General features: G+C 56.8%; 21 protein-coding genes and 4 tRNA genes. 7 read left to right on the top strand and 18 right to left on the bottom strand.

What is annotated here, in order from left to right; genetic code table 11:
- Positions 1-28 precede the first annotated feature (28 nt).
- Positions 29-235 (top strand): hypothetical protein, encoded by a 207-nt coding sequence (locus BM317_RS12825; protein WP_092166994.1) that lies wholly within the window; start codon positions 29-31, stop codon positions 233-235.
- 51 nt (positions 236-286) lie between these two features.
- Here the strand turns inward: BM317_RS12825 and BM317_RS12820 are convergent, their stop codons facing one another.
- Entirely contained in the window at positions 287-595 is a 309-nt protein-coding gene (locus tag BM317_RS12820; protein WP_092443208.1) for an AzlD family protein, read from the bottom strand.
- The gene (locus BM317_RS12815) at positions 592-1,302 is read right to left on the bottom strand and encodes an AzlC family ABC transporter permease (protein ID WP_092166989.1); all 711 of its coding nucleotides are present in this window, start codon (positions 1,300-1,302) and stop codon (positions 592-594) included. The genes BM317_RS12820 and BM317_RS12815 overlap by 4 nt, the downstream gene beginning before the upstream one ends.
- Before the next feature lie 204 nt (positions 1,303-1,506).
- Here BM317_RS12815 and BM317_RS12810 point away from each other — a divergent pair, with 204 nt between their 5' ends.
- Together BM317_RS12810 and BM317_RS12805 are read left to right on the top strand one after the other, a co-directional pair.
- Positions 1,507-1,935, top strand: a complete 429-nt coding sequence (locus BM317_RS12810; protein ID WP_092166986.1) for an HD domain-containing protein — start codon at positions 1,507-1,509, stop codon at positions 1,933-1,935.
- A gap of 220 nt (positions 1,936-2,155) precedes the next feature.
- Positions 2,156-2,584 carry a DUF2628 domain-containing protein gene (locus tag BM317_RS12805; RefSeq protein WP_060741463.1) on the top strand — a complete coding sequence of 143 codons (429 nt, stop codon included), beginning with the start codon at positions 2,156-2,158 and terminating at the stop codon, positions 2,582-2,584.
- A 102-nt stretch (positions 2,585-2,686) separates the two neighbouring features.
- On the opposite strand, the gene BM317_RS12800 is transcribed toward BM317_RS12805, so the two are convergent.
- A complete protein-coding gene (locus BM317_RS12800) occupies positions 2,687-3,136 on the bottom strand; it encodes a PACE efflux transporter (RefSeq protein WP_092474482.1) in 450 nt (149 codons plus the stop codon).
- Positions 3,137-3,242: 106 nt separating this feature from the next.
- On the opposite strand from BM317_RS12800, the gene BM317_RS12795 reads away from it, so the two are divergent.
- Both BM317_RS12795 and BM317_RS12790 read left to right on the top strand, forming a co-directional pair.
- Positions 3,243-4,127, top strand: coding sequence for a LysR substrate-binding domain-containing protein (locus tag BM317_RS12795; RefSeq protein ID WP_092166982.1), 885 nt, complete (start codon positions 3,243-3,245; stop codon positions 4,125-4,127).
- A 221-nt stretch (positions 4,128-4,348) separates the two neighbouring features.
- Entirely contained in the window at positions 4,349-6,676 is a 2,328-nt protein-coding gene (locus tag BM317_RS12790; protein ID WP_092166980.1) for a hypothetical protein, read from the top strand.
- 69 nt (positions 6,677-6,745) lie between these two features.
- Here the strand turns inward: BM317_RS12790 and BM317_RS12785 are convergent, their stop codons facing one another.
- Positions 6,746-6,958 (bottom strand): hypothetical protein, encoded by a 213-nt coding sequence (locus BM317_RS12785; protein WP_092166977.1) that lies wholly within the window; start codon positions 6,956-6,958, stop codon positions 6,746-6,748.
- Positions 6,959-7,256: 298 nt separating this feature from the next.
- Between BM317_RS12785 and BM317_RS12780 the strand changes: the two genes are divergently transcribed.
- Positions 7,257-7,595: a YceK/YidQ family lipoprotein gene (locus tag BM317_RS12780; protein ID WP_092166974.1), complete on the top strand. Its 339-nt coding sequence runs from the start codon at positions 7,257-7,259 to the stop codon at positions 7,593-7,595.
- 370 nt (positions 7,596-7,965) lie between these two features.
- On the opposite strand, the gene BM317_RS12770 is transcribed toward BM317_RS12780, so the two are convergent.
- From BM317_RS12770 to BM317_RS12735, 7 genes are all read right to left on the bottom strand, one after another.
- The gene (locus tag BM317_RS12770) at positions 7,966-8,838 is read right to left on the bottom strand and encodes a hypothetical protein (protein WP_170866256.1); all 873 of its coding nucleotides are present in this window, start codon (positions 8,836-8,838) and stop codon (positions 7,966-7,968) included.
- A gap of 773 nt (positions 8,839-9,611) precedes the next feature.
- Complete coding sequence (locus BM317_RS12760; RefSeq protein WP_092166966.1) at positions 9,612-10,136, bottom strand: hypothetical protein; 525 nt, start codon at positions 10,134-10,136, stop codon at positions 9,612-9,614.
- A gap of 246 nt (positions 10,137-10,382) precedes the next feature.
- Complete coding sequence (locus BM317_RS12755) at positions 10,383-10,667, bottom strand: hypothetical protein (RefSeq protein ID WP_092474478.1); 285 nt, start codon at positions 10,665-10,667, stop codon at positions 10,383-10,385.
- Positions 10,668-10,699: 32 nt separating this feature from the next.
- Positions 10,700-10,900, bottom strand: a complete 201-nt coding sequence (locus tag BM317_RS12750) for a hypothetical protein (protein WP_092166961.1) — start codon at positions 10,898-10,900, stop codon at positions 10,700-10,702.
- A 50-nt stretch (positions 10,901-10,950) separates the two neighbouring features.
- Positions 10,951-11,595, bottom strand: coding sequence for a hypothetical protein (locus tag BM317_RS12745; protein ID WP_092166959.1), 645 nt, complete (start codon positions 11,593-11,595; stop codon positions 10,951-10,953).
- Positions 11,596-11,818: 223 nt separating this feature from the next.
- Positions 11,819-13,384 (bottom strand): methyl-accepting chemotaxis protein, encoded by a 1,566-nt coding sequence (locus BM317_RS12740; protein ID WP_092474476.1) that lies wholly within the window; start codon positions 13,382-13,384, stop codon positions 11,819-11,821.
- A gap of 235 nt (positions 13,385-13,619) precedes the next feature.
- Positions 13,620-13,696: transfer RNA gene (locus BM317_RS12735), tRNA-Val, on the bottom strand.
- A 184-nt stretch (positions 13,697-13,880) separates the two neighbouring features.
- Here BM317_RS12735 and BM317_RS12730 point away from each other — a divergent pair.
- On the top strand, positions 13,881-15,164 hold the full coding sequence (locus BM317_RS12730) for an NAD(P)/FAD-dependent oxidoreductase (RefSeq protein WP_092166955.1): 1,284 nt from the start codon (positions 13,881-13,883) through the stop codon (positions 15,162-15,164).
- 207 nt (positions 15,165-15,371) lie between these two features.
- On the opposite strand, the gene BM317_RS12725 is transcribed toward BM317_RS12730, so the two are convergent.
- The 7 genes from BM317_RS12725 to BM317_RS12695 form a co-directional block, all read right to left on the bottom strand.
- Positions 15,372-15,448 (bottom strand) — tRNA-Asp (locus BM317_RS12725).
- A gap of 88 nt (positions 15,449-15,536) precedes the next feature.
- A tRNA-Asp gene (locus BM317_RS12720) sits at positions 15,537-15,613 on the bottom strand.
- A gap of 58 nt (positions 15,614-15,671) precedes the next feature.
- Positions 15,672-15,747: transfer RNA gene (locus tag BM317_RS12715), tRNA-Val, on the bottom strand.
- A 168-nt stretch (positions 15,748-15,915) separates the two neighbouring features.
- Complete coding sequence (locus BM317_RS12710) at positions 15,916-16,689, bottom strand: SDR family oxidoreductase (RefSeq protein ID WP_092166953.1); 774 nt, start codon at positions 16,687-16,689, stop codon at positions 15,916-15,918.
- On the bottom strand, positions 16,686-17,897 hold the full coding sequence (locus BM317_RS12705; RefSeq protein WP_092474474.1) for an O-succinylhomoserine sulfhydrylase: 1,212 nt from the start codon (positions 17,895-17,897) through the stop codon (positions 16,686-16,688). Before BM317_RS12705 ends, BM317_RS12710 begins: the two co-directional genes overlap by 4 nt.
- A gap of 55 nt (positions 17,898-17,952) precedes the next feature.
- On the bottom strand, positions 17,953-19,458 hold the full coding sequence (purF, locus tag BM317_RS12700) for an amidophosphoribosyltransferase (protein ID WP_053123453.1): 1,506 nt from the start codon (positions 19,456-19,458) through the stop codon (positions 17,953-17,955).
- A 41-nt stretch (positions 19,459-19,499) separates the two neighbouring features.
- On the bottom strand, positions 19,500-20,060 hold the full coding sequence (locus BM317_RS12695; RefSeq protein WP_030142022.1) for a CvpA family protein: 561 nt from the start codon (positions 20,058-20,060) through the stop codon (positions 19,500-19,502).
- Between the last annotated feature and the right edge of the window lie 70 nt (positions 20,061-20,130).

The raw sequence follows: 20,130 nt of genomic DNA, 5'->3' as shown, positions 1-20,130 counted from the left end.
ATGCTTGGTCAGCAAACGGAGATGTACCGTGTCAACTCTCAACGAAATCGCAGCGAACCACGCGAGAATGGCAAAGGCAAAGGAAGAAGAGTCGATGCGGCTGAGTGCGCTTCAGGGACAGGTGGTGGGGAGTTTCGAGATTGCGTCCAACGAGACGAAACCAGACATCCCCCTGCACCTCCTGGCGGGTGTGCAAGAGCACTCGTTCGGGGAGGCCGCTGCACTCAACTACTGACCTGCGCATCGATTGGATTCATCGCCCGCGGCGGGCGGGCGACTCCCTGCTTCACAATTGCCTGGCTAAAGCAGCGGCCAGGATGCCGGCGGCAATCGCCGGCAAGGGCTTTTTCAGTATCAGCATGATGACCGCTGTGGTCAGCAGGGCCAGCCGCGCACCGTTGTCGCCTTTAACCGCCAGTGGCGCCAGCACCGCCACCAGCACCGAGCCGGACATGGCCGTGATGAACTGCTGCACCCGATAGTTGATCGGCACGAAGGACATCACAAAAACACCGCCCCACCGAGTCGCCAATGTCACGGCGGCCATTATCAATACGACCAGCAAGGTGCCATACCCCGCCGTTTCAATATTCATTGTTTTTTCTCCATCCACAGTGCTCCCAGAATGCCCCCCGCCAAAGCCCCCACCACGACATGACTGTTAGCCGGTAAATACCAATAGGCCAACAGCGATGAGCAAGCCGCCACGGTCCAGATGATGAGCATGCGCAGGTTCTTTTTCCCGCCCACGACCATCGCCAACAAGAAACAGCCCATCACCATATCGAGCCCGAAACTGACCGGGTTCTCGATAGCGCTGCCAAAATGAAGCCCCAGCCAACTCCCCAGAATCCAAGTGACCCACAGTGCAATGCCGCCGCCAAATAAAATCCCCAGTCCCGGCTTGCCCTGACTGAACGCCTGCATCGCCATGGCCCAGTTGGCGTCCGAGACAACCAGCATCACACCGTAGCGTTTGGCAACGGGCAACTCCCGCAGCCACGGGTAAAGCGTCGCGCCCATCAACAAGTGCCGGGCGTTGATGGCGAAGACGGTGATCATCAGCGGAACCACCGGCACTTGCTGCCCCCACAGATCCAACGCGGCAAATTGAGACGCGCCGGCGAAAACCAAGGTGCTCATGAGCACGGCTGACGTATCGCTCAAGCCCGTTTGCGCAGCCGCCAGGCCGAAAGCAACGCCGAACACGACGACAAAAAGAGCGAGGGGGATCAGTTGCTTGAAACCGTCGTAAATGTGCTTCAGCTTTAACTCATGCAAATGGGGTTGTTCGCTCGACAAAACATCGCCTCTTCTGGTTATTCACGGTGAAAAAGCTGGGAGTATGAAGCTGAATCTTCATGGCGAAAACTTCTTGGCGAACCTATATCCGTCAACTTGGCGAATCCTATCCGTCGTAAAGCCCGCGATGAGCGCGTACCGTGCCCCATTTCCCGATTCAAAATGGGCGTCATTCAAACTGCCACTACGCCATAGGTGAATACCATGAGCACCCTTGAAAAAGCGATATCGATTGCCGCGCTGGCCCATGAAGGGCAAGTGGATAAGGGCGGCGCTCCTTACATTTTGCACCCCCTGAGGGTCATGCTGCGCCTGGCCCATGACGAAGAGCGCATCGTGGCGGTGCTGCACGACGTGGTCGAAGACACCGCGACAACCCTCGCCGACCTGCGCGATGAAGGCTTCAGCGATGCAATCCTGGGCGCCATCGACGCGCTCACCAAACGCGAAGGCGAGACTTACCAGGCCTTTATCGAGCGGGCTGCACGCGACCCGATCGCGCGTCGAGTGAAGCTGGCCGACCTTGCGGAAAACAGCGATTTATCCCGCATAAGCGAGCCAAGCCAGAAAGACCTGGATCGAATTGAAAAGTACCGCAAGGCAACTGACTACCTGATGGCCTTGCAGCAGTAGGTGCCATTGAAACCAATAGAGTGAAGCGCGTCACAGACCAAGCGACCGCTCAAGCTGCCAATGCGGAATGTTCCACATCAACGGTCATAAAGCGGCAAAATAAACACCCCGGACAACTCGCTCGAATCTTCGATAAAACCAAAGCAACCAATGCTCTAGACCAGAGCACAGGATTTCTTGGAAGAAAGACAACTATTTATGGAAAACAGGAGCCTTGAAAATGAGCACGACTGAACAAGTACAAAGCACGGGCAAATACAGCGCCAAGTGGCAGGAACGCTTCGACTTCTTTGACACCTACGGTGCGCCAAACGACCCGCGCTACAAGGAAGCCGTCAAGACGCTGCCTGGCGTCAAGAAGAAAATCCTCATCAACGCCAACGTGATTGCGTTTTTCTTCGGCCCTATCTATTTGTTTGTCCTGGGGCTCTGGAAGAAAAACCTGGCCCTGCTGGGTATTTTCCTGGCGATCAATATCGCATTGAGCGTGATTTTCGCACTCATCGGCATGGAGTTTCCCCGTCCCTTGAGCACAGGCCTGAGCATCGCCCTGTCGATGATGTACGCACTCATGGCCAACTACGCGTACTACCTCAAAGAAGTGAAGGGCGAGCAAGGCTGGAACCCGTTCAAAGGCATGCGTCTCTGATTGCAGGCTCGGCTCATCAACAGCCCGCACCTCGTCATGCGTGTGCGGGCTTGTTGTTTCTGAGTCGTGGGAATTTGGATAGCCAAGCCTACAGACCTCAAATCAGTCCTGCCCAGTCATGGCATTGGCTGCAGTCTGCGCCGAAAGCGGAACATCGAACACTCGATCGAACCCCCACTGAAAAACCAGCGCGTAAAAAAAGAAAAACACGAACAACCCCAGGTTGGTCACCAGCGCCAGCCACAGGCTGATGCCCAACCATGCGCCAATCACCGGAGTGAGGATCAACGTCAAGCCGCCTTCAAATCCGAGGGAGTGAAGCAGTCGTCGCTTCCAATTGCGACGGCGGCTGGGTTGGCGGCGCTCCCACCACTCGAACAGGCCGTTGAAAAGCATGTTCCAGGCCAGCGCGACGGCAGAAATCAACAGCGACAGCAGGGTTGAATACCCCATCCCTTGTTCGTAGGTCAGCGCGAGCGCCGGGGCCACGAACAGCACACCGCCGGCTTCGTAGAGGATGGCCTGGAGGATTTTACGGGGAGTGCCTTGCATCGGTGGGCTCCTGAGCCGAGTTGGAAGCCCCCAGCCTGGCAAGTTGAGCACCCGCGCACAATTGAGCTAAATTGAGCCACGCTCAACCTGAGTAACCTACCCGCCCATGTTCGCCAAACTGCCCCTCACCGCCTTGCGCGGCTTCGAGTCCGCCGCACGGCTGGGCAGCTTCAAGGCGGCGGCTCAGGAACTGAACGTCAGCCCGGCGGCGATCTCCCACCAAGTCAAAAGCCTTGAAGCCTTCCTTGGCGTGCGCCTGTTCGATCGCTCCAGCCAAAACGTGCGCCTGAGCGCCGACGGCGAGCGCCTTCACCCTTATATGCACCGCGCCCTGCTCGATATCCAGCAGGGCCTGCAGATACTGTCGCCATCGTGTACCGCGCAATCCCTGGTGGTGAGCACAACGCCGGCGTTCGCCAGCCTGTGGCTGATACCTCGGCTCGGGGACTTTCATCGGTTGCACCCGGAAATCGACGTCAGGCTGCACAGCAGCAACGACGTGGTGGATCTGCGACGAGACGCCAGCATCGACCTGGCGATCCGTGCCCTGTTCAGGCCGGATCCACAGCTGTACGAACAGCCTTTATTGGATGAGTATTTTGGCGTTTATTGCCGCCCCGGTTGGCAACCACCCGCGGCGGGCTCGCCTGTTGAACTGATCGACGTGCCATGGCTGAGCAGCGCAAACGTCGCAATCGACTGGCCTGCATGGTGCGCCAAGGCCGGTACCCTCGGCTGGCTGGAGCGCGCGCGTTTGCGGCGCTATGACGAAGAACAGCATGCCCTGCAAGCGGCGATCGCCGGGCACGGGTTGGTGCTCGCCAGCAATGTGCTGGTTGCTGAGGCGGTTGCGCGTGGGGAGCTGGTTGATTATCGCCCCGAGGTTCGCTTGGCGGGTGCGCGGTATACGGTGGTGTGCGTGCCGGGAAGGGAGCGGCAGGTGGAAGTGCGGGCTTTTAGTCAGTGGGTGCTGGGGCGAAGTATCGGTTGAATCAGGTGTTCTTGACTTCACCCGCAGCAACCACAGCCAACTGACCGCTTGTCGCTTCTGCCATACCTGACAGTTATCACTCGAACATATCACAGGTTACATAAGCAGTTACTTACTCAACTCGCCTGCTGAAAACTGACTGCATAAAATCTGGTGCACCCCCGCATTCAATTTCATTCCTAAGGTAGTACCTCGGTACTTATTACGTAGGAAATAGAACCATGAACTTTAAACTTGAAGAATTACCTGACAACTCAATTACCGAAGCCAAACTCGTGCGCCACCTGTCTGCACGCATCGGCGCGTTGTTTAGTTCGGTCTCCGAAATGCTGGAAGATGTCGAATTGAATGACTCGACAATATCGGCAGGAGACTCTCTTCTAGCGCAAGGCTTCCGGTATGAAGTCATGGCAGAAACGGCCGAACCTCATCTGGTGACTGCCGGAGGCCTGAAACTTCGCGTACTTGCCGACGCGTCGGAGCGAATGTCATTGGCGGCATTCGGTGCAGACCCCTTGGGCAACGAAGATAGCGTGCCCGCTTTGCAGAAAGCAGCAAGGGCGGCCAACGAGGCGCAAGCGACGCTGGTTGCAAGGGGCCGGTTCAAACTCCTCGGTAACGGCCTCATTGAACTCACCACCGATTGCGATTTCTCTGGCGCCGTATTCGACTGTTCGGCTTGGTCCGGGCGCTTTGTCTTTGGCAGAAAAAACAGCGCAGAGACCTACGGGCCAGACTCTGCCGTGGTCAGGCTTTTGATGAGCTCTCAGGATCTCGATGTAGGCTCGTCACGATTCTCGGGCTGGTTCGGCCGTCCGGAAGTCAGCGACAGTTTTGTCATCATCTATACCGAACAGGATTTTTACACCTACCGCTCGGAGGCAAAAAAAAGGATCGAGCTAAACAGAGTCTACAAGGATGGCGTTGTGTCCTCGCCGCTAAGGTATTCCCTGGCCGGCGTTAACGTATCCTCTGTGAAAGTATTTCGAATGGAAGATCGACGACGCACGGTCAAGGGATTAACGCTGGACATCCGCAACAACGCTGAATCAAACGAATACGTGCGTGTCAGCACCAGCTTGCTCGATCTGGATGTGCGCTTCATCCAGGATGAAAATATCTATACGCCACGCAACCCAACCTATGTTTATTTTGCTGAATGCTGTCAGGTGAGGGCTCGCACGGAGATGCAGTGGGCGATCCGGAACGAAAATTTCAACTATGCTTATAACTTCCAACTCAATACCTGCTACGACATAGAAATAACGCCCCATGCCGACGGTGAAGGATGGGGCGCGACCGGTAACAATCTTTGCCAACGGGTCACCCTGCGAGACGGCGTGCTCAGCCGTGTGGATTTCCATCAACCATTCATGGAATGGTTGCGATTGCGCAACATGGTGGTAGGACATAGCGGGATTCTTGTGACGGCACTCGGCACTTTAGATCTCGATACGGTGACCTTCCATGCCCGTAATATGGCAAGCCGCAGCGACGGGTTTGTGAAAGGAAGAGGTGATACGGGAGGGTTCTGCGATGGCGACCTCCTGATGCGTGACATCACGATCATCAGCAATAAAGGTGTCGGCGATCTGGAGCTTCTTCTGCATACACAAAGCTCTGGCACGGCAAAACCCGCCGGGACCCCAATCGAGTATCGATTTTGGCGCAGGATCGTTGTCGATGGACTTGAATATCGATCCCAATTGAATGTGCCGCAACGGCTCTGGGTCAGGCCCGGTAAAATTCAATTCGCCGACGCGTCCATTGCAGTATGCGAGGAGCTCACCGTCCACAATGCCCATGGCTCCGGCCTGAACGTGGATGTAAATCTCGATGACAGACTCCCCTCAAAAGAAAGCCTGTTCGCACTCAAACTCGACCTGGAAAACATGGTGGGTGAGGCCATTGCTACACAGGGCAATAACGCGAATTTTCGAGTGATAGCCTCCATAAGAAACTGTCGTGGTTTTGCTCAGGAAGACGGTATCGCCTTCAAGCCTCAAGCGCCAGGCGAATACACGATGACAGGCGGTTGCGTCTCAAGGATCGACTGCCTAGGCACTCGACCTCCCATTGCGCCAGTCCTGCTCCAAGCGTATGGCTCCGTTATCGTTGATACCTATGATGATCGAGACTTGCTCACTGCCAGCCAGAATGGCGATATCCGTTTAATAGATTGCACATTCAGGGTGGCGGTGCAGGACAGGCTTGCCACCCTACTGGGCGCCCTGCTGGAGCGCCCAAAGTTCTTCGTCAATGGCACCAGAAAACGCTGGTCTCTCGGCGAAGACTTGCATGGGAAGCCGGGAAACCTGGAGCTACCTCATTCCCCACGTGAAGGGCAAAAAGTCAGATTGGTCATGGGATACACCAGTAACTCGACTGCAACCGAAGTGGAGTTGCTTATGCCTGCCGTGGGACAACGTACGGTCTTTGCCGGCTTTCATGAAGACGATGAGCCGGGCTTGGGTATTTTGCACCGCACCGCAGAGACCACACTCGCGGTATCGGGCCCTGTCTGGTTCAGGTATCTGCGTCTCGGATGACGCTCGGCGCTGCATCGCGCCTGAGCGGCTCTCCGAAAAGTGGATGACGGACCACAATTTCGAGTTCACCTAAGAAAGAGGCGGATCCGCCGCGAAATTCGTAGGAATATTGAGAAAGGAATGCCAAGCATCCACAGCGTCATGATGGCGCTGGGTGGCATCCTCCCAAGAAGGACCGGAGACCTCTTTCGCAGAAACCAGCATCATCATTTTTATCGTTGCGGCATCCAGCTCTTTGAGAAGCTCATGGGATGTGGCCCTGAATTCTTCGAACGACGTCATTCCATTTACCTCGGGCGGTGCTCACCGCTATTGAGAAATACATATTCCTCGATAAATGGAGTCCCCCGGGGCGGCAGTAATTCCAAAGGGTCGGACCGCCGGTAAATTCATTACGAGGCGATGCTCACTGCCTGCGGAACTCTCTAATCACTGGGCAGGAATCGATTGATGATCATCGAGACCGCTTGCACCGGATGTAACCACTGTGTGAAGCCGGGGACATGCCAGTAAGCGCCGTCTTGAAGCGCAATGTCACGGCTTCGGCTAATCTTCGTTTTTTTGGCAAGGAGCCAATCTGATGAATTTCAGAACCGCTTGGGCGCTTCTCGTAGCCACGTCAGTTTCGGGCTGTGGAACCATCAATACCACCTTCCGCGACGACATCATCGCAAGCAACAAGCTGGCCCGCTGGAACTCGCACTGCGACTCGGTGCCAAGAATCTATAGCGGTGCTGTTTTTGATTACTGCACGCTTGATGCTGCACCTCGTCAAAGCACCGGCTTCGACGGACAGCCCTCTGCATCGCTAATTGCGTTGGATATGGGGCTGTCCGGGCTCGCTGACACGCTTGTTTTGCCCTACACGATTTACTTGCAAAACAAGCACGGGGATATCAAAAAGGCGATTGTTGAATAGCTGTCCTTGACAGATATCGCACAGCATCGGCCTATCCATATCCGACCCCGAGTCCGAACAGTGCCAGCAACAACGTTAGGGGACATCCGACGCCTCCTGAATAGAGGACTGTTTCTCGTAAGCACTTAATCGTCCCGGGCTTACCTGGCTCCGGCTTTCATAAAAGTGTCCAATGCAGAAAAAAATCTGTCCCCTTCCCACTCACGAAATCAGCCCTTATACAGGTACTTATGGACAAGTAACGGCCTTTCGAGACTGCTTCTTGGTCCACAGAAGACGACCGTTGATTCTTCCATCAGACCATGACTCGGTAACCAGAGCGCAATTGCCGCTCAGGTTCTCAACAAACGTCCTTGGATAGCCTTCAGGCTCATCTCCACCCCAACGCATCCAATTTGGATCTGGCGAAGTCACCGATCGATAAGGCATGCAGGCTGCCAGTGTGACCAGCGAGAATGCCAAAATTATTTTTCTCATATAAGTTCCGACCAATTTGGCGAGTGTCCGGGCAAAAACGCGGGGTATAAATTGATTGGATGCTTTCCCAGCGTGAGCGACGACGAGGACTTGCTGTAAGTGCCGCTATACAACCCACCTCGATCGGCGGAAACCAGAAAGCTGGGGACAGACCGCGATTTGAGTTCACGTGTAATCGGACCGTCTCATAGTCGTGGTCTGCCCGCGTCTCCCTTTCATCCGCAGCCCGCAAGACCATTGCCGCGGGTGAAGATGAGGGGATGGGGAAAGCCTTCGATTTGAACTCATGATCCAACCCACTGTAACGCCACCCTAGCGATGCTCGCTCCCTGCGGGCTCGGCCAGTAAAGAAGGCACGGAAACGGCGCAAAGGGTTTAAATTGGACCAGGCCATATCCAAGCGTGCCTGCACCATCTCATTTTTCGCCTGGACGATCAGCCCTGCCAAACTAAGCGCCCTCCTTTTGAACTCCCTGTGAAGCGCCTGCTCCTCGGTCTCGTTTCCCAGTGGCTTAACTTTCATCTCGGAAAATGTGAAAAGCGTTTTGTCGCTGAGCACGTAAAACGTGTCGCGACATTTTTGTATATTGCCCTGAAAGATAAAATCGACCGAACAGAACGCATGTTCGTCCATGTCTACGTAATACAGCGGCTCACCCAGAAGATTTCGAACTTTTCCGTCCTGATGAATCCGGCCCAAGGGCGCCCCATCGCTGCCTCTGCCTTTGAAGACCAGGTAGCGGCCGTTCGTATAGTTGTACGGCATTAGCGCTCCCCGTTGCCCATTCGCTTCGTGTTAGCACTTGAAAAGCACATTGCACCGGGTACACCACCCTTCAGCTGCGCTCCGGTTCATTGGAAAACGGAAGGGAGGATGACTTGTATCGGCAACCGTCAAAACCAGTGAGAATTTTATGAATCTACGCCGAAGCTCATCGACTGGAACGCTCATGCCTGCCCCATCGACTACTTGCATAACCCCGCCCGACACCCGGCTGTCAATCCGTAGCCACTCAAACTGCCAGCCTGTTACCCACGTGAAGTCTCGAATTTGATAGTCGCCGGTGACGCTTTGGCATTGAGCGAGTTTCTTGTTGGAAAGGTCAAAGACAAAAAATAGGGGGCTTGGATAGCCGAGCAGTTGAGTATCGTCAAGGCTCAGACCTTCTTTCAGGTTGATGGATGCGACAAGTGCTTTTGCTCGTCTCTTGCGCCATATCAAGTACCCTATGGCGAGGCAAAAAATAGAACAGGAAGCGACGAAGAGCTGACGTCCTTCGACTGTAAGCTGATCGGGCCAAAACCGTACCACACCCCACAAGAGTCCTATCGTCGCAAGCCCCGATACCCAAGCGGCGGGGATCACTATACTGTTAGCGAGATTAGCTCCGAGCGTCCTCGAACAGCTTTTCATAACCGCATCCTCATAGAAGAGCTCGCAGGTTATCACTCACAGGGCGCTAACTTATAAGACTTGGCCCGCAATGCGTAGGTATGTGCCTTGAGCAGGGCTTCGTTTGCTTGGTTGCGCTGAGAACCTCACCGTTGGCCGGCTAACCTCTTCAGTCGTCCAGAGCCATCATCGACGTATGCAAATACGCCCAGAAACGCGGCGAGTTCGCAGGCGAGCTGTTTCTGTTGATTGACTTTTTTTCCAACGACACGGCGAGCGATTAACAAGCGCCCGTTTTCATACTCGATGTAATTGCTGTAGGACGAGCGAAAAACAGCAGCGTGGCCGTCGGGCTTGAGCACTATTCGCAGCGGTGTACGTTTCGTTAGCCGATACCATCCGAGGAAAGCCACACCAGACGATCCCACAGTCAGTGAAGCACGCTCGCTGATATCTCTGCCCAATCGATATACCCACCACATCACAACAAGGCTTGCGAGGATGATACCCGGCCATTGCCTCCCAGGTAACGACAGCCCGGTCGATAAGCTGATACAGAAGACTGCCGTGATGCCCCAGGGTGCCTGGCGAAGCAGTGGGACAAAGAGCAAACGACCGATGCCGATCTGCGGCCGGATGATGAAAACCTCGTTGGAGCCAAGTGATGTCATCCGTAATCTTCTATCGCAGCCTGGGCACGCAGCCATTCACTCACCAGCCTTATCCACGAACGCCATAGAACTCGTTCAGTGCTATTAACTCGAACACAGCGACCAACACACAGAAAGCAACGAATCTTCTTGTGAAAACCCTTCGGGGCCTTTCGTATGGCTGGATCTCACCGAGCCCGTCAAAAAGCGCGGACAAGAAATCGAGCAACCCCATCGACACCTCCTAAGCACAGCAGGCCCCATCTATCAACGCTGAGGGCAACCAATCTTGAATCGCCTGATAGACAGCGCCTCGTTACGTGCGTCCTTTTCGTGCTGAGCTTTCATGGTGAAGCTGTCGTCTTGGTAGCTGCGAGCCATGGCTTGGTTGTTTCGGTCGATTTCACTGTAAATGCGCGCGCACTCAGTGGCCACTGCTGCCGGTTCGGTTGGAATGGGTGCATTTTCGACATCGAGAACGTATTGGGATTTCTGATAGGCGCAACCAGCCAGTGTGACCGCCGCCAAAAACGTCATTGCCATTTTGTACATGAGACATCCTTATCTTAGGTAGCGGACTCGTTTCAATGAAGAACCCTGCGGCTCTCCCCGATCCTGATGCGATCGAGCGCGCGATTTAACGCATCCAAGGCGTCTAGAAGCGCTTTTGCTTCAGCTTCACGACCATCTCCCCAAAGACGCTCAGCCATTTTATTGAGGGCCAGGATCGATCTCTCGATATCAGCCGCAGTTGCCGTTTTGGAGTCTGCTGACTGTTTCGTCATGCGGTTCTTCTGATTAGAGGCAAAACCCGGTCAATGGCGGGCTGTGCTTGTTAGTTCTTGCAGACCACCTGCGGAGGCGCAGCAGGCGTCAGCTTTTTGGGAATTACAAGTGGCGTGCCAGGTAAAGTGGCGAGTTCGAAAACCCCCAATATGCAAAGAAGCGCTTGCCCGCCTTCATTGTTTGGCATGCTACCCACCCCTGCCAAAGCTTCGTAGTCTTTTCCTGGTTCCAGCGTGTAAACGAGCGCCTGGCCACCGCAGGATGAGTAAGTGCTGCCATAGCTACCGATGGTCGCGCCCAGGGTCGCAATCTGGAATGGCAAATCAGCCCTGACGCGATACTCGGTTACGACCTCTTTATACATCCCTTCGCCCATCCGAATAGCAGGAATGTACTGAGTAAGAGTGGGCGAAACTCTTTTCGGCATGTCAATGGTCGTCGACTTCAGGGGGTGCTGCGGATAGTTGATGTTCGCCGTCCCGTCCCGCCCGAAACGTCCGGCTTCAGCCATCTTATGCCGGGTAGCAGGAGCGCAACCGCCCACGATGCTATCGCCATACACACTGGAATTGGTGATAACGCGAACACGCGCCAATCCCTCGGATTGAGCAGGCTCTTCGTATGGAACTGAAGGTATCCCAGAGCAACCAGTAAGGGCTGCAGCAAAAAAAGTTACGAAAGCGACAACCCGCATGACCATGTCCTTATGCACTCGATAAATCCAAAAAAACCCGACACTATGGCCGGGCTTTTTGTGCACTCCAGTGCACAGGAATGACAGGATGAATAGATGATGGCTTGTTGGCTCACCGGGAGTCAAACAGCTTTGGTGTGGTCGCAGCAAACGTCAGGGGCGCCCTGCCAGGCACTTGAACTCAAGGCCCGCCATGGACGGGCTACTCACGAAAGTACGCCAGCTAGCGATTAAAGCGCTCGACAAGCGAATATTGCGTTGACGCTGTCTTGGTCAACTCCTTGTTCAGATTTGCCGATTGGTTTGCTTGTTCAGAAGTTTGGTCGGCCAGGTGAGCGATCGTTGTGATGTTACGACTAATCTCTTCGGCGACGGCTGTTTGCTCCTCAGTGGCGGCAGCAATCTGTGTGGTCATGTCGGTGATGTGGGAGACGGCCTCGCTGATGCCTTGTAAAGCCTTGTCCGCCTCAAGTACCCAAGAAACGCCTTCCTGTGCTTGACGGTGACCGCTTTCCATTTTCTCCACTGCATTGTTGGATGACGTCTGGAGCTTGGTGATCAGGTCATGAATCTGGGTTGTTGATTGCGCAGTGCGCTGGGCTAATTGACGAACCTCATCAGCCACTACAGCGAACCCTCGCCCCATGTCGCCAGCACGCGCTGCTTCGATCGCGGCATTGAGTGCGAGCAGATTGGTCTGATCGGCAATGCCTTTGATCACATCGACAACCGTACTGATTTCGCTGCTGTCCTTGGCCAACTGGGCAACTGTCAAACTTGTTTCGCCTACAACGGTAGAGAGGCGCTCAATAGCCACACGGGTATCCCGAGCGACTTCACGGCCTCGACCGGTAAGGAGGTTCGCTTGTTGCGTGGCGTCGGCCGTCCTTTGAACATGGCTCGCAACTTCCTGGGTGGTCGCAGCCATTTGGTTGACCGCGGCGGAGACCTGCTCGGTTTCTAGGCGCTGGCGGTCCAAACCTTTAGAGCTGTCAGTGGCGAGCACGTCGGATTGCTCGGCTAGCGCACTAAGTTGTTCGGCGGTGTCTTGCAGTCGAGTCAGGCAAGTCTTCAGGCGCGAAGTCTGGCTGACGAAGGCTGCTTCTAAACGGGCTTGTGGTCCGCTCGCATCGCTATACATCTGAGCGATGAGTGAATCAGAGGTAGAGGGTTCAGCCATCTGCAACAGACGCAGAATGCCTCGGCTCTGCCAGTGTGAAGAGAGCAATCCCACCGGCACTGCTATGGCTATGGTCAGGGCTATCGCCACAGATGCGCTGAAGAACAATCCTAACGAGGAGCCAGTCAAACCTATGGCGACATACGGCAAACAACCCATTAGAGCGGGCAGCCAGAGGTCTCGACGAGGGGTTTCCGGCTTTCCCTGACTGATGCGTTTATAGAGGGATTCCGCGCGGCGTATCTGATCAGCTGTCGGTTTTACTCGAACCGATTCGAAGCCTACCACCTGGCTGCCTTCAAATATTGGTGTGACGTAGGCGTTGACCCAATAGTGATCGCCATTTCTGGAGCGGTTCTTAACGATACCCATCCATGGCCGGCCCTGCTTGAGAGCCGCCCACATGTGGGCGAAAACGGCAGGGGGAACGTCAGGATGACGGACGATATTTTGCGGAGCACCAATCAGATCGGCTCTCTCAAAACCGCTGATCTCTACAAAGGCATCATTGCAGTACGTAATAACCCCCCGAACGTTTGTCGTCGAGATGAGCTTCTGCTGAGGCGCGAGTGAAATCTCACGCTGTGTTACCGGCTGATTATTTCTCATTCCGATGATTCCTTGATTCCTTAAGAAGCCATCGGCCAATAAGTGAATAAACTGAATTTACTTATGAGAAAAATCATTGCGCCGCTGGCTGACAACACACCCAGCAATCGAGGTGTGCGCCGAACTGGCGTTCTGAGGTGGGGGTTTTGCAAAAGTTTTGCAAATGGCAGAACGCAAAAAGGGGCTACCGTTTCCGGTAACCCCTTCTAGACCGCCCAGCAGAGCGGATTTTGTTTGGTAGGCGCGATTGGACTCGAACCAACGACCCCCACCATGTCAAGGTGGTGCTCTAACCAACTGAGCTACGTGCCTGCTGTGAGGCGGCATTCTACGGAATTCCAAAGGGGTGTCAATACCTTTTTTTCACCTAACCCTATGAATATGCAAAATATTTAATTTCACCAATACGACGAAGATTCAAGGGGTGGCTGGCGGCCGATTTTTATCTCGGGTAGGATCGCTGCATTCGTAAAAAATATAAAACAGAGGTTCCAGAATGGCGAACACACCGTATCCAGAGTCTTATTACGCCGCGTCGGCCAACCCCGTTCCTCCGCGCCCTGCCCTGCAGGATGACGTCGAGACGGATGTTTGCGTGATCGGCGCTGGTTACACCGGTCTATCCTCTGCGCTGTTTTTGCTGGAGAACGGTTTCAAGGTCACGGTCCTTGAGGCGGCGAAGGTGGGCTTTGGGGCTTCAGGTCGTAACGGCGGGCAGATCGTCAACAGTTATAGCCGCGACATCGACGTGATCGAGCGCAGCGTCGGTCCTCAGCAGGCGCAGTTGCTGGGCAATATGGCGTTTGAGGGTGGGCGGATCATTCGTGAGCGGGTGGCGAAGTATCAGATTCAATGTGATTTGAAGGACGGCGGTGTGTTCGCCGCCCTCACCGCTAAACAAATGGGCCACCTGGAGTCGCAGAAGCGTTTATGGGAGCGTTTCGGTCATACCCAGCTGGAGCTGCTGGATCAGCGGCGTATTCGCGAGGTGGTGGCTTGCGAGGAGTATGTGGGCGGTATGCTGGACATGAGCGGTGGGCATATTCACCCGCTCAACCTGGCCCTGGGCGAAGCAGCGGCCGTGGAGTCCCTGGGCGGGGTGATTCATGAGCAATCGCCGGCGGTGCGTATCGAGCGTGGCGCCAGCCCGGTTGTGCATACGCCACAAGGCAAGGTCAGGGCCAAGTTCATTATCGTGGCGGGCAATGCCTACCTGGGCAATCTGGTGCCGGAGCTGGCAGCCAAGTCCATGCCTTGCGGTACCCAGGTGATCGCCACCGAGCCATTGGGCGATGAGTTGGCTCATAGCCTGCTGCCTCAGGATTATTGCGTCGAAGACTGCAACTACTTGCTCGACTACTACCGGCTGACGGGCGACAAGCGCCTGATCTTCGGGGGCGGCGTGGTTTATGGCGCGAGGGATCCGGCGAACATCGAGGCGATCATTCGGCCGAAGATGCTCAAGGCATTCCCGCAGCTCAAGGACGTGAAGATCGATTACGCCTGGACCGGAAATTTCCTGCTGACACTTTCGCGTCTTCCCCAGGTAGGGCGACTGGGGGATAACATTTATTATTCCCAGGGCTGCAGCGGCCATGGCGTGACGTACACACACCTGGCGGGCAAGGTCCTGGCCGAGGCGCTGCGTGGCCAGGCTGAGCGTTTTGATGCGTTTGCGGACCTGCCGCACTACCCCTTCCCTGGTGGGCAGCTATTGCGCACGCCGTTTGCGGCGATGGGGGCTTGGTATTATGGGTTGCGGGATAAATTGGGGTTCTGAAGCAGCCAACAACAAGGGCTGCTTCGCAGCCCTGCGGGGATAAATCCCCTCGCCACAGCAAGCTCCCTCGCCACGGACTTGTTCCAAGATCGTTATTCCGAAAACAAAAAACCCCGGTCTTTCGACCAGGGTCTTTGCTATCGACTAGAAGTAGCTTTACAGCTTTCTTCGTAGCTTCAAGGCGTTCAGTGGGCCTCGAAGCAGATATGGCGCAGCGGACGGGACTCGAACCCGCGACCCCCGGCGTGACAGGCCGGTATTCTAACCGACTGAACTACCGCTGCGTATCGCTATGGACTTGCGTCCAGTTAACTCGTCTGATCAAAACCCTTGGGCTTCAATCTCGAACCAGGCGAACCTGCTTCGGAAATATGGCGCAGCGGACGGGACTCGAACCCGCGACCCCCGGCGTGACAGGCCGGTATTCTAACCGACTGAACTACCGCTGCGCGTCGGTGGAGGCTTTTGACAGCTTCCGTTTTGCTTTCGCAAAACTCTCGTAAAACATGGTGGGTGATGACGGGATCGAACCGCCGACATTCTGCTTGTAAGGCAGACGCTCTCCCAGCTGAGCTAATCACCCTTTGCTTCGTTGAGGCCGCGAAATTTACGCAGGTGCCGAAGCTAAGTCAATAGCAGGGTTGAATTTTTTTCAAAAACAGCTTCGAGCCGCAAGCTTCAAGCTGCAAGTCAAAAGCGCCAACACCACATAATCGCTTGCAGCTTGCAGCTCGCGACTTGTAGCGGCTGTTCATTCATAAATCATTTTCTTGGTCATGCCACCGTCCACCACGAACTCCTGCCCCGTGACAAAACCGGCATTGCGCGACAACAGCCACGCCACCATCGCCGCCACGTCCTCTACCGTGCCGACCCTCCCCGCAGGATGCTGGGCATGATCGGCATCCGTCAACGGCTCTGCGCGACGCTGGGACGGATCCCGCGCGTCGATCCAGCCAGGGCTGACGGCGTTGACCCGGATCTCCGGCCCCAAGCTGATTGCCAGGGCATGGGTCAGGGCCAGCAGGCCACCCTTGCTCGCCGCATAGGCTTCGGTGTCGGGCTCCGATTGCGCGGCCCGGGTCGAGGCCAGGTTGACGATAGCTCCGTTGTGAGCGCGCAGATACGGCGCGCAGTGCTTGGCCAGCAGCATCGGCCCGCCCAGGTTCACCGCCAGGACCCGATTCCAGTAAGCCAGGTCGAGGCTCTCCAGGGTGATGTTGTGCGGATCGGCGATAGCCGCGTTGCACACCAGCGCGTCGAGCCGCCCGAACTGCCCGAGCACCTCGGCGATACCGGTGGCGACCTGCGCCTCGTCCGCCACGTCCATGGCGATGAACCAGGCATGATCGCCCAAGGTCTTCGCCACCTTGGACCCGCGCTCGCGGTCCAGGTCAGTCAGCACCACCTGCCAGCCTTCACAGATCAGCCAGGCAGCAATGCCCAGGCCGATGCCCCGCGCGGCGCCCGTAACCAGTGCAACCCGGCCATGAGTACCGCTCGGCGGCGTAGCCAGCTCAATCACAAGGCCGCCAACCCGCGGGCCAGGTCGGCTTGCAGGTCCGCGACGTCTTCCAGGCCGACCGCGACGCGGATCAGGCTGTCACGAATACCCGCCGACTCGCGTTCCTGAGGCGACAGGCGCCCGTGGGACGTGGTGCTCGGGTGGGTGATGGTGGTTTTGCTGTCACCCAGGTTGGCCGTGATGGAAATCAATCGGGTCGCATCGATGAAACGCCAGGCGCCCTCCTTGCCTCCCTTGACCTCGAAGCTCACCACCGCACCGAAACCGCGCTGCTGACGCAAGGCCAGGTCATGTTGCGGATGGCTCTTGAGGCCGGCGTAATGCACTTTCTCGATACCGTCCTGCCGCTCCAGCCACTCGGCCAGGGCCTGGGCGTTGGCGCAATGGGCCTTCATGCGCAGGCCGAGGGTTTCCAGGCCCTTGAGGAAGATCCAGGCATTGAACGGGCTGAGGGTCGGCCCGGCGGTACGCAGGAAGCCCACGACTTCCTTCATCTGCTCGCCACGACCAGCCACCACACCGCCCATGCAACGACCCTGGCCATCGATGAACTTGGTCGCCGAATGCACCACCACGTCGGCGCCCAGCTTCAGCGGTTGTTGCAGTGCCGGGGTGCAGAAGCAGTTATCGACCACCAGCATGGCGTCCTTGGCGTGGGCGATTTCCGCCAGCGCGGCGATGTCCACCAGCTCGGCCAGAGGGTTGGAAGGCGACTCGACGAAGAGCAGCTTGGTATTGGCCTTGATTGCCGCATCCCAAGCGGACAGGTCCGCCAGGGGCACGTAATCGACTTCCACGCCGAAACGCTTGAAGTACTTTTCAAACAGGCTGATGGTCGAACCGAAGACGCTGCGCGACACCAGCACATGGTCGCCGGCGCTGCACAGGCTCATCACCACGGCCATGATCGCGGCCATGCCGGTGGCGGTCGCTACGGCTTGCTCGGCGCCTTCCAGGGCGGCGATGCGCTCCTCGAATGCCCGCACGGTCGGGTTGGTGTAGCGCGAGTAGACGTTGCCCGGGACCTCGCCAGCAAACCGCGCCGCAGCGTCGGCGGCCGTGCGAAACACGTAACTGGAGGTAAAGAACATCGGATCGCCATGTTCGGCTTCCGGTGTACGGTGCTGACCCGCGCGAACCGCCAGGGTATCGAACGCTACGCCTTCAAGGTCGCTGTCCAGCCGACCGGCATCCCAATCCTGACTCATGCTGCCACTCCTTAATCGGTTAAACGCAAACCGGCCCCTCGGGGCCGGTTCGTACTCAGTTGTTGTACAGATCGATGATCGCACTGACCGCCTGGGTCTTGGCCTTGGACGCATCGTTACGCGCGTTCTCGATCTTGTTCAAGTATGCATCGTCGATATCGCCGGTGACGTACTTGCCATCGAATACCGCGCAATCGAACTGTTCGATCTTGATCTTGCCACCGCCCACCGCTTCGATCAGGTCCGGCAGGTCCTGGTAGATCAGCCAGTCGGCGCCAATCAGGTCGGCCACGTCTTGGGTGGTGCGGTTATGAGCGATCAGCTCATGGGCACTCGGCATGTCGATGCCGTAGACGTTCGGGTAGCGCACGGCTGGGGCCGCGGAGCAGAAATACACGTTCTTGGCGCCGGCTTCACGGGCCATCTGGATGATCTGCTTGCAAGTGGTGCCACGAACGATGGAGTCGTCCACCAGCATCACGTTCTTGCCGCGGAATTCCAGCTCGATGGCGTTGAGCTTCTGGCGTACGGATTTTTTCCGTGCGGCCTGGCCCGGCATGATGAAGGTCCGGCCGATGTAGCGGTTCTTCACGAAGCCTTCGCGGAACTTGACGCCCAGGTGGTTCGCCAGCTCCAGTGCGGCGGTGCGGCTGGTGTCCGGGATCGGGATGACCACGTCGATGTCGTGTTCCGGACGCTCGCGCAGGATCTTGTCGGCGAGCTTCTCGCCCATGCGCAGGCGCGCCTTGTAGACCGAGATACCGTCGATGATCGAGTCCGGACGCGCCAGGTAGACGTGTTCGAAGATGCACGGGGTCAGGGACGGATTGGTCGCGCACTGACGGGTGTGCAGCTTGCCGTCTTCCGTGATGTAGACCGCTTCGCCCGGAGCCAGGTCGCGAATCAGGGTGAAGCCCAGCACGTCCAGGGACACGCTTTCGGAAGCGATCATGTACTCGACGCCTTCGTCGGTATGACGCTGGCCGAACACGATCGGGCGGATGCCGTGGGGATCGCGGAAACCGACGATGCCGTAGCCGGTGATCATCGCTACCACCGCGTAGCCACCCACGCAACGGTTGTGCACGTCGGTCACGGCGGCGAACACGTCTTCTTCGGTAGGCTGCAACTTGCCACGCTGGGCCAGCTCATGGGCAAACACGTTGAGCATCACTTCCGAGTCGGAACTGGTGTTGACGTGGCGCAAGTCAGATTCGTAGATCTCCTTGGCCAGTTGCTCGACGTTGGTCAGATTGCCGTTGTGCGCCAGGGTGATGCCGTAAGGCGAGTTGACGTAGAACGGCTGGGCTTCAGCCGACGTCGAGCTGCCCGCGGTCGGGTAGCGCACGTGGCCGATACCCATGTGACCGACCAGGCGCTGCATGTGACGCTGGTGGAACACGTCACGCACCAGGCCGTTGTCCTTGCGCAGGAATAACCGGCCGTCATGGCTGGTCACGATACCGGCAGCGTCCTGGCCGCGGTGCTGGAGCACGGTTAGCGCGTCATACAGCGCCTGATTGACGTTCGACTTACCGACGATACCGACGATGCCACACATGCGACGCAACCCCTACTTAATGGATCTGAACTGAACAACACTCACTGCGGCGTTTTGGCCGTCGGCAAGAGGTGTTCCTTGAACGGTATTTCAGCGGGTACGCTGATACCGCTGGCAAGCCACTGACTGCTCCAACCCAGGATCAGGTTTTTGGACCAGTCTGCGACCAATAGAAATTGTGGCACGAGCCGGGACTCCTGCCACCACGTATCCTGCTGCACCGGCCCGAGGCTCAAGAGCCCGACGGCCACGACCACCAGCAACGCGCCACGCGCCGCGCCAAAGGCCATGCCCAGGAACCGGTCCGTCCCGGAAAGCCCGGTGACGCGAATCAGTTCGCCGATCAGATAATTGATCATTGCGCCAACCAGCAAGGTGGCGATAAACAAGATGGCACAGCCCGCGATCACGCGGGCCGAGGGAGTTTCGATGTATCCGGCGAGGTACTGGGACAGCGAGCCACCGAACATCCAGGCTACGACTCCCGCGATGATCCAGGTCAGCAGCGAGAGGGCTTCCTTGACGAAGCCGCGGCTCAGACTGATCAATGCGGAGATGGCGACGATCGCAACGATCGCCCAGTCAACCCAGGTAAATGGCACGGTGCAGCCTACAGACGGATAAGGCGGCGCATTTTAGCAGAGCCCAGGGCTGTCGGTAAGCTGCGTGATT

Origin of the sequence: Pseudomonas sp. NFACC24-1, from assembly GCF_900115235.1 — a bacterium.
GTDB classification, from domain to species: Bacteria; Pseudomonadota; Gammaproteobacteria; order Pseudomonadales; family Pseudomonadaceae; genus Aquipseudomonas; species Aquipseudomonas fluorescens_AA.
The sequence above is the reverse complement of the archived record's forward strand: the minus strand, read 5'-3'. Positions and strand labels throughout refer to the sequence as shown.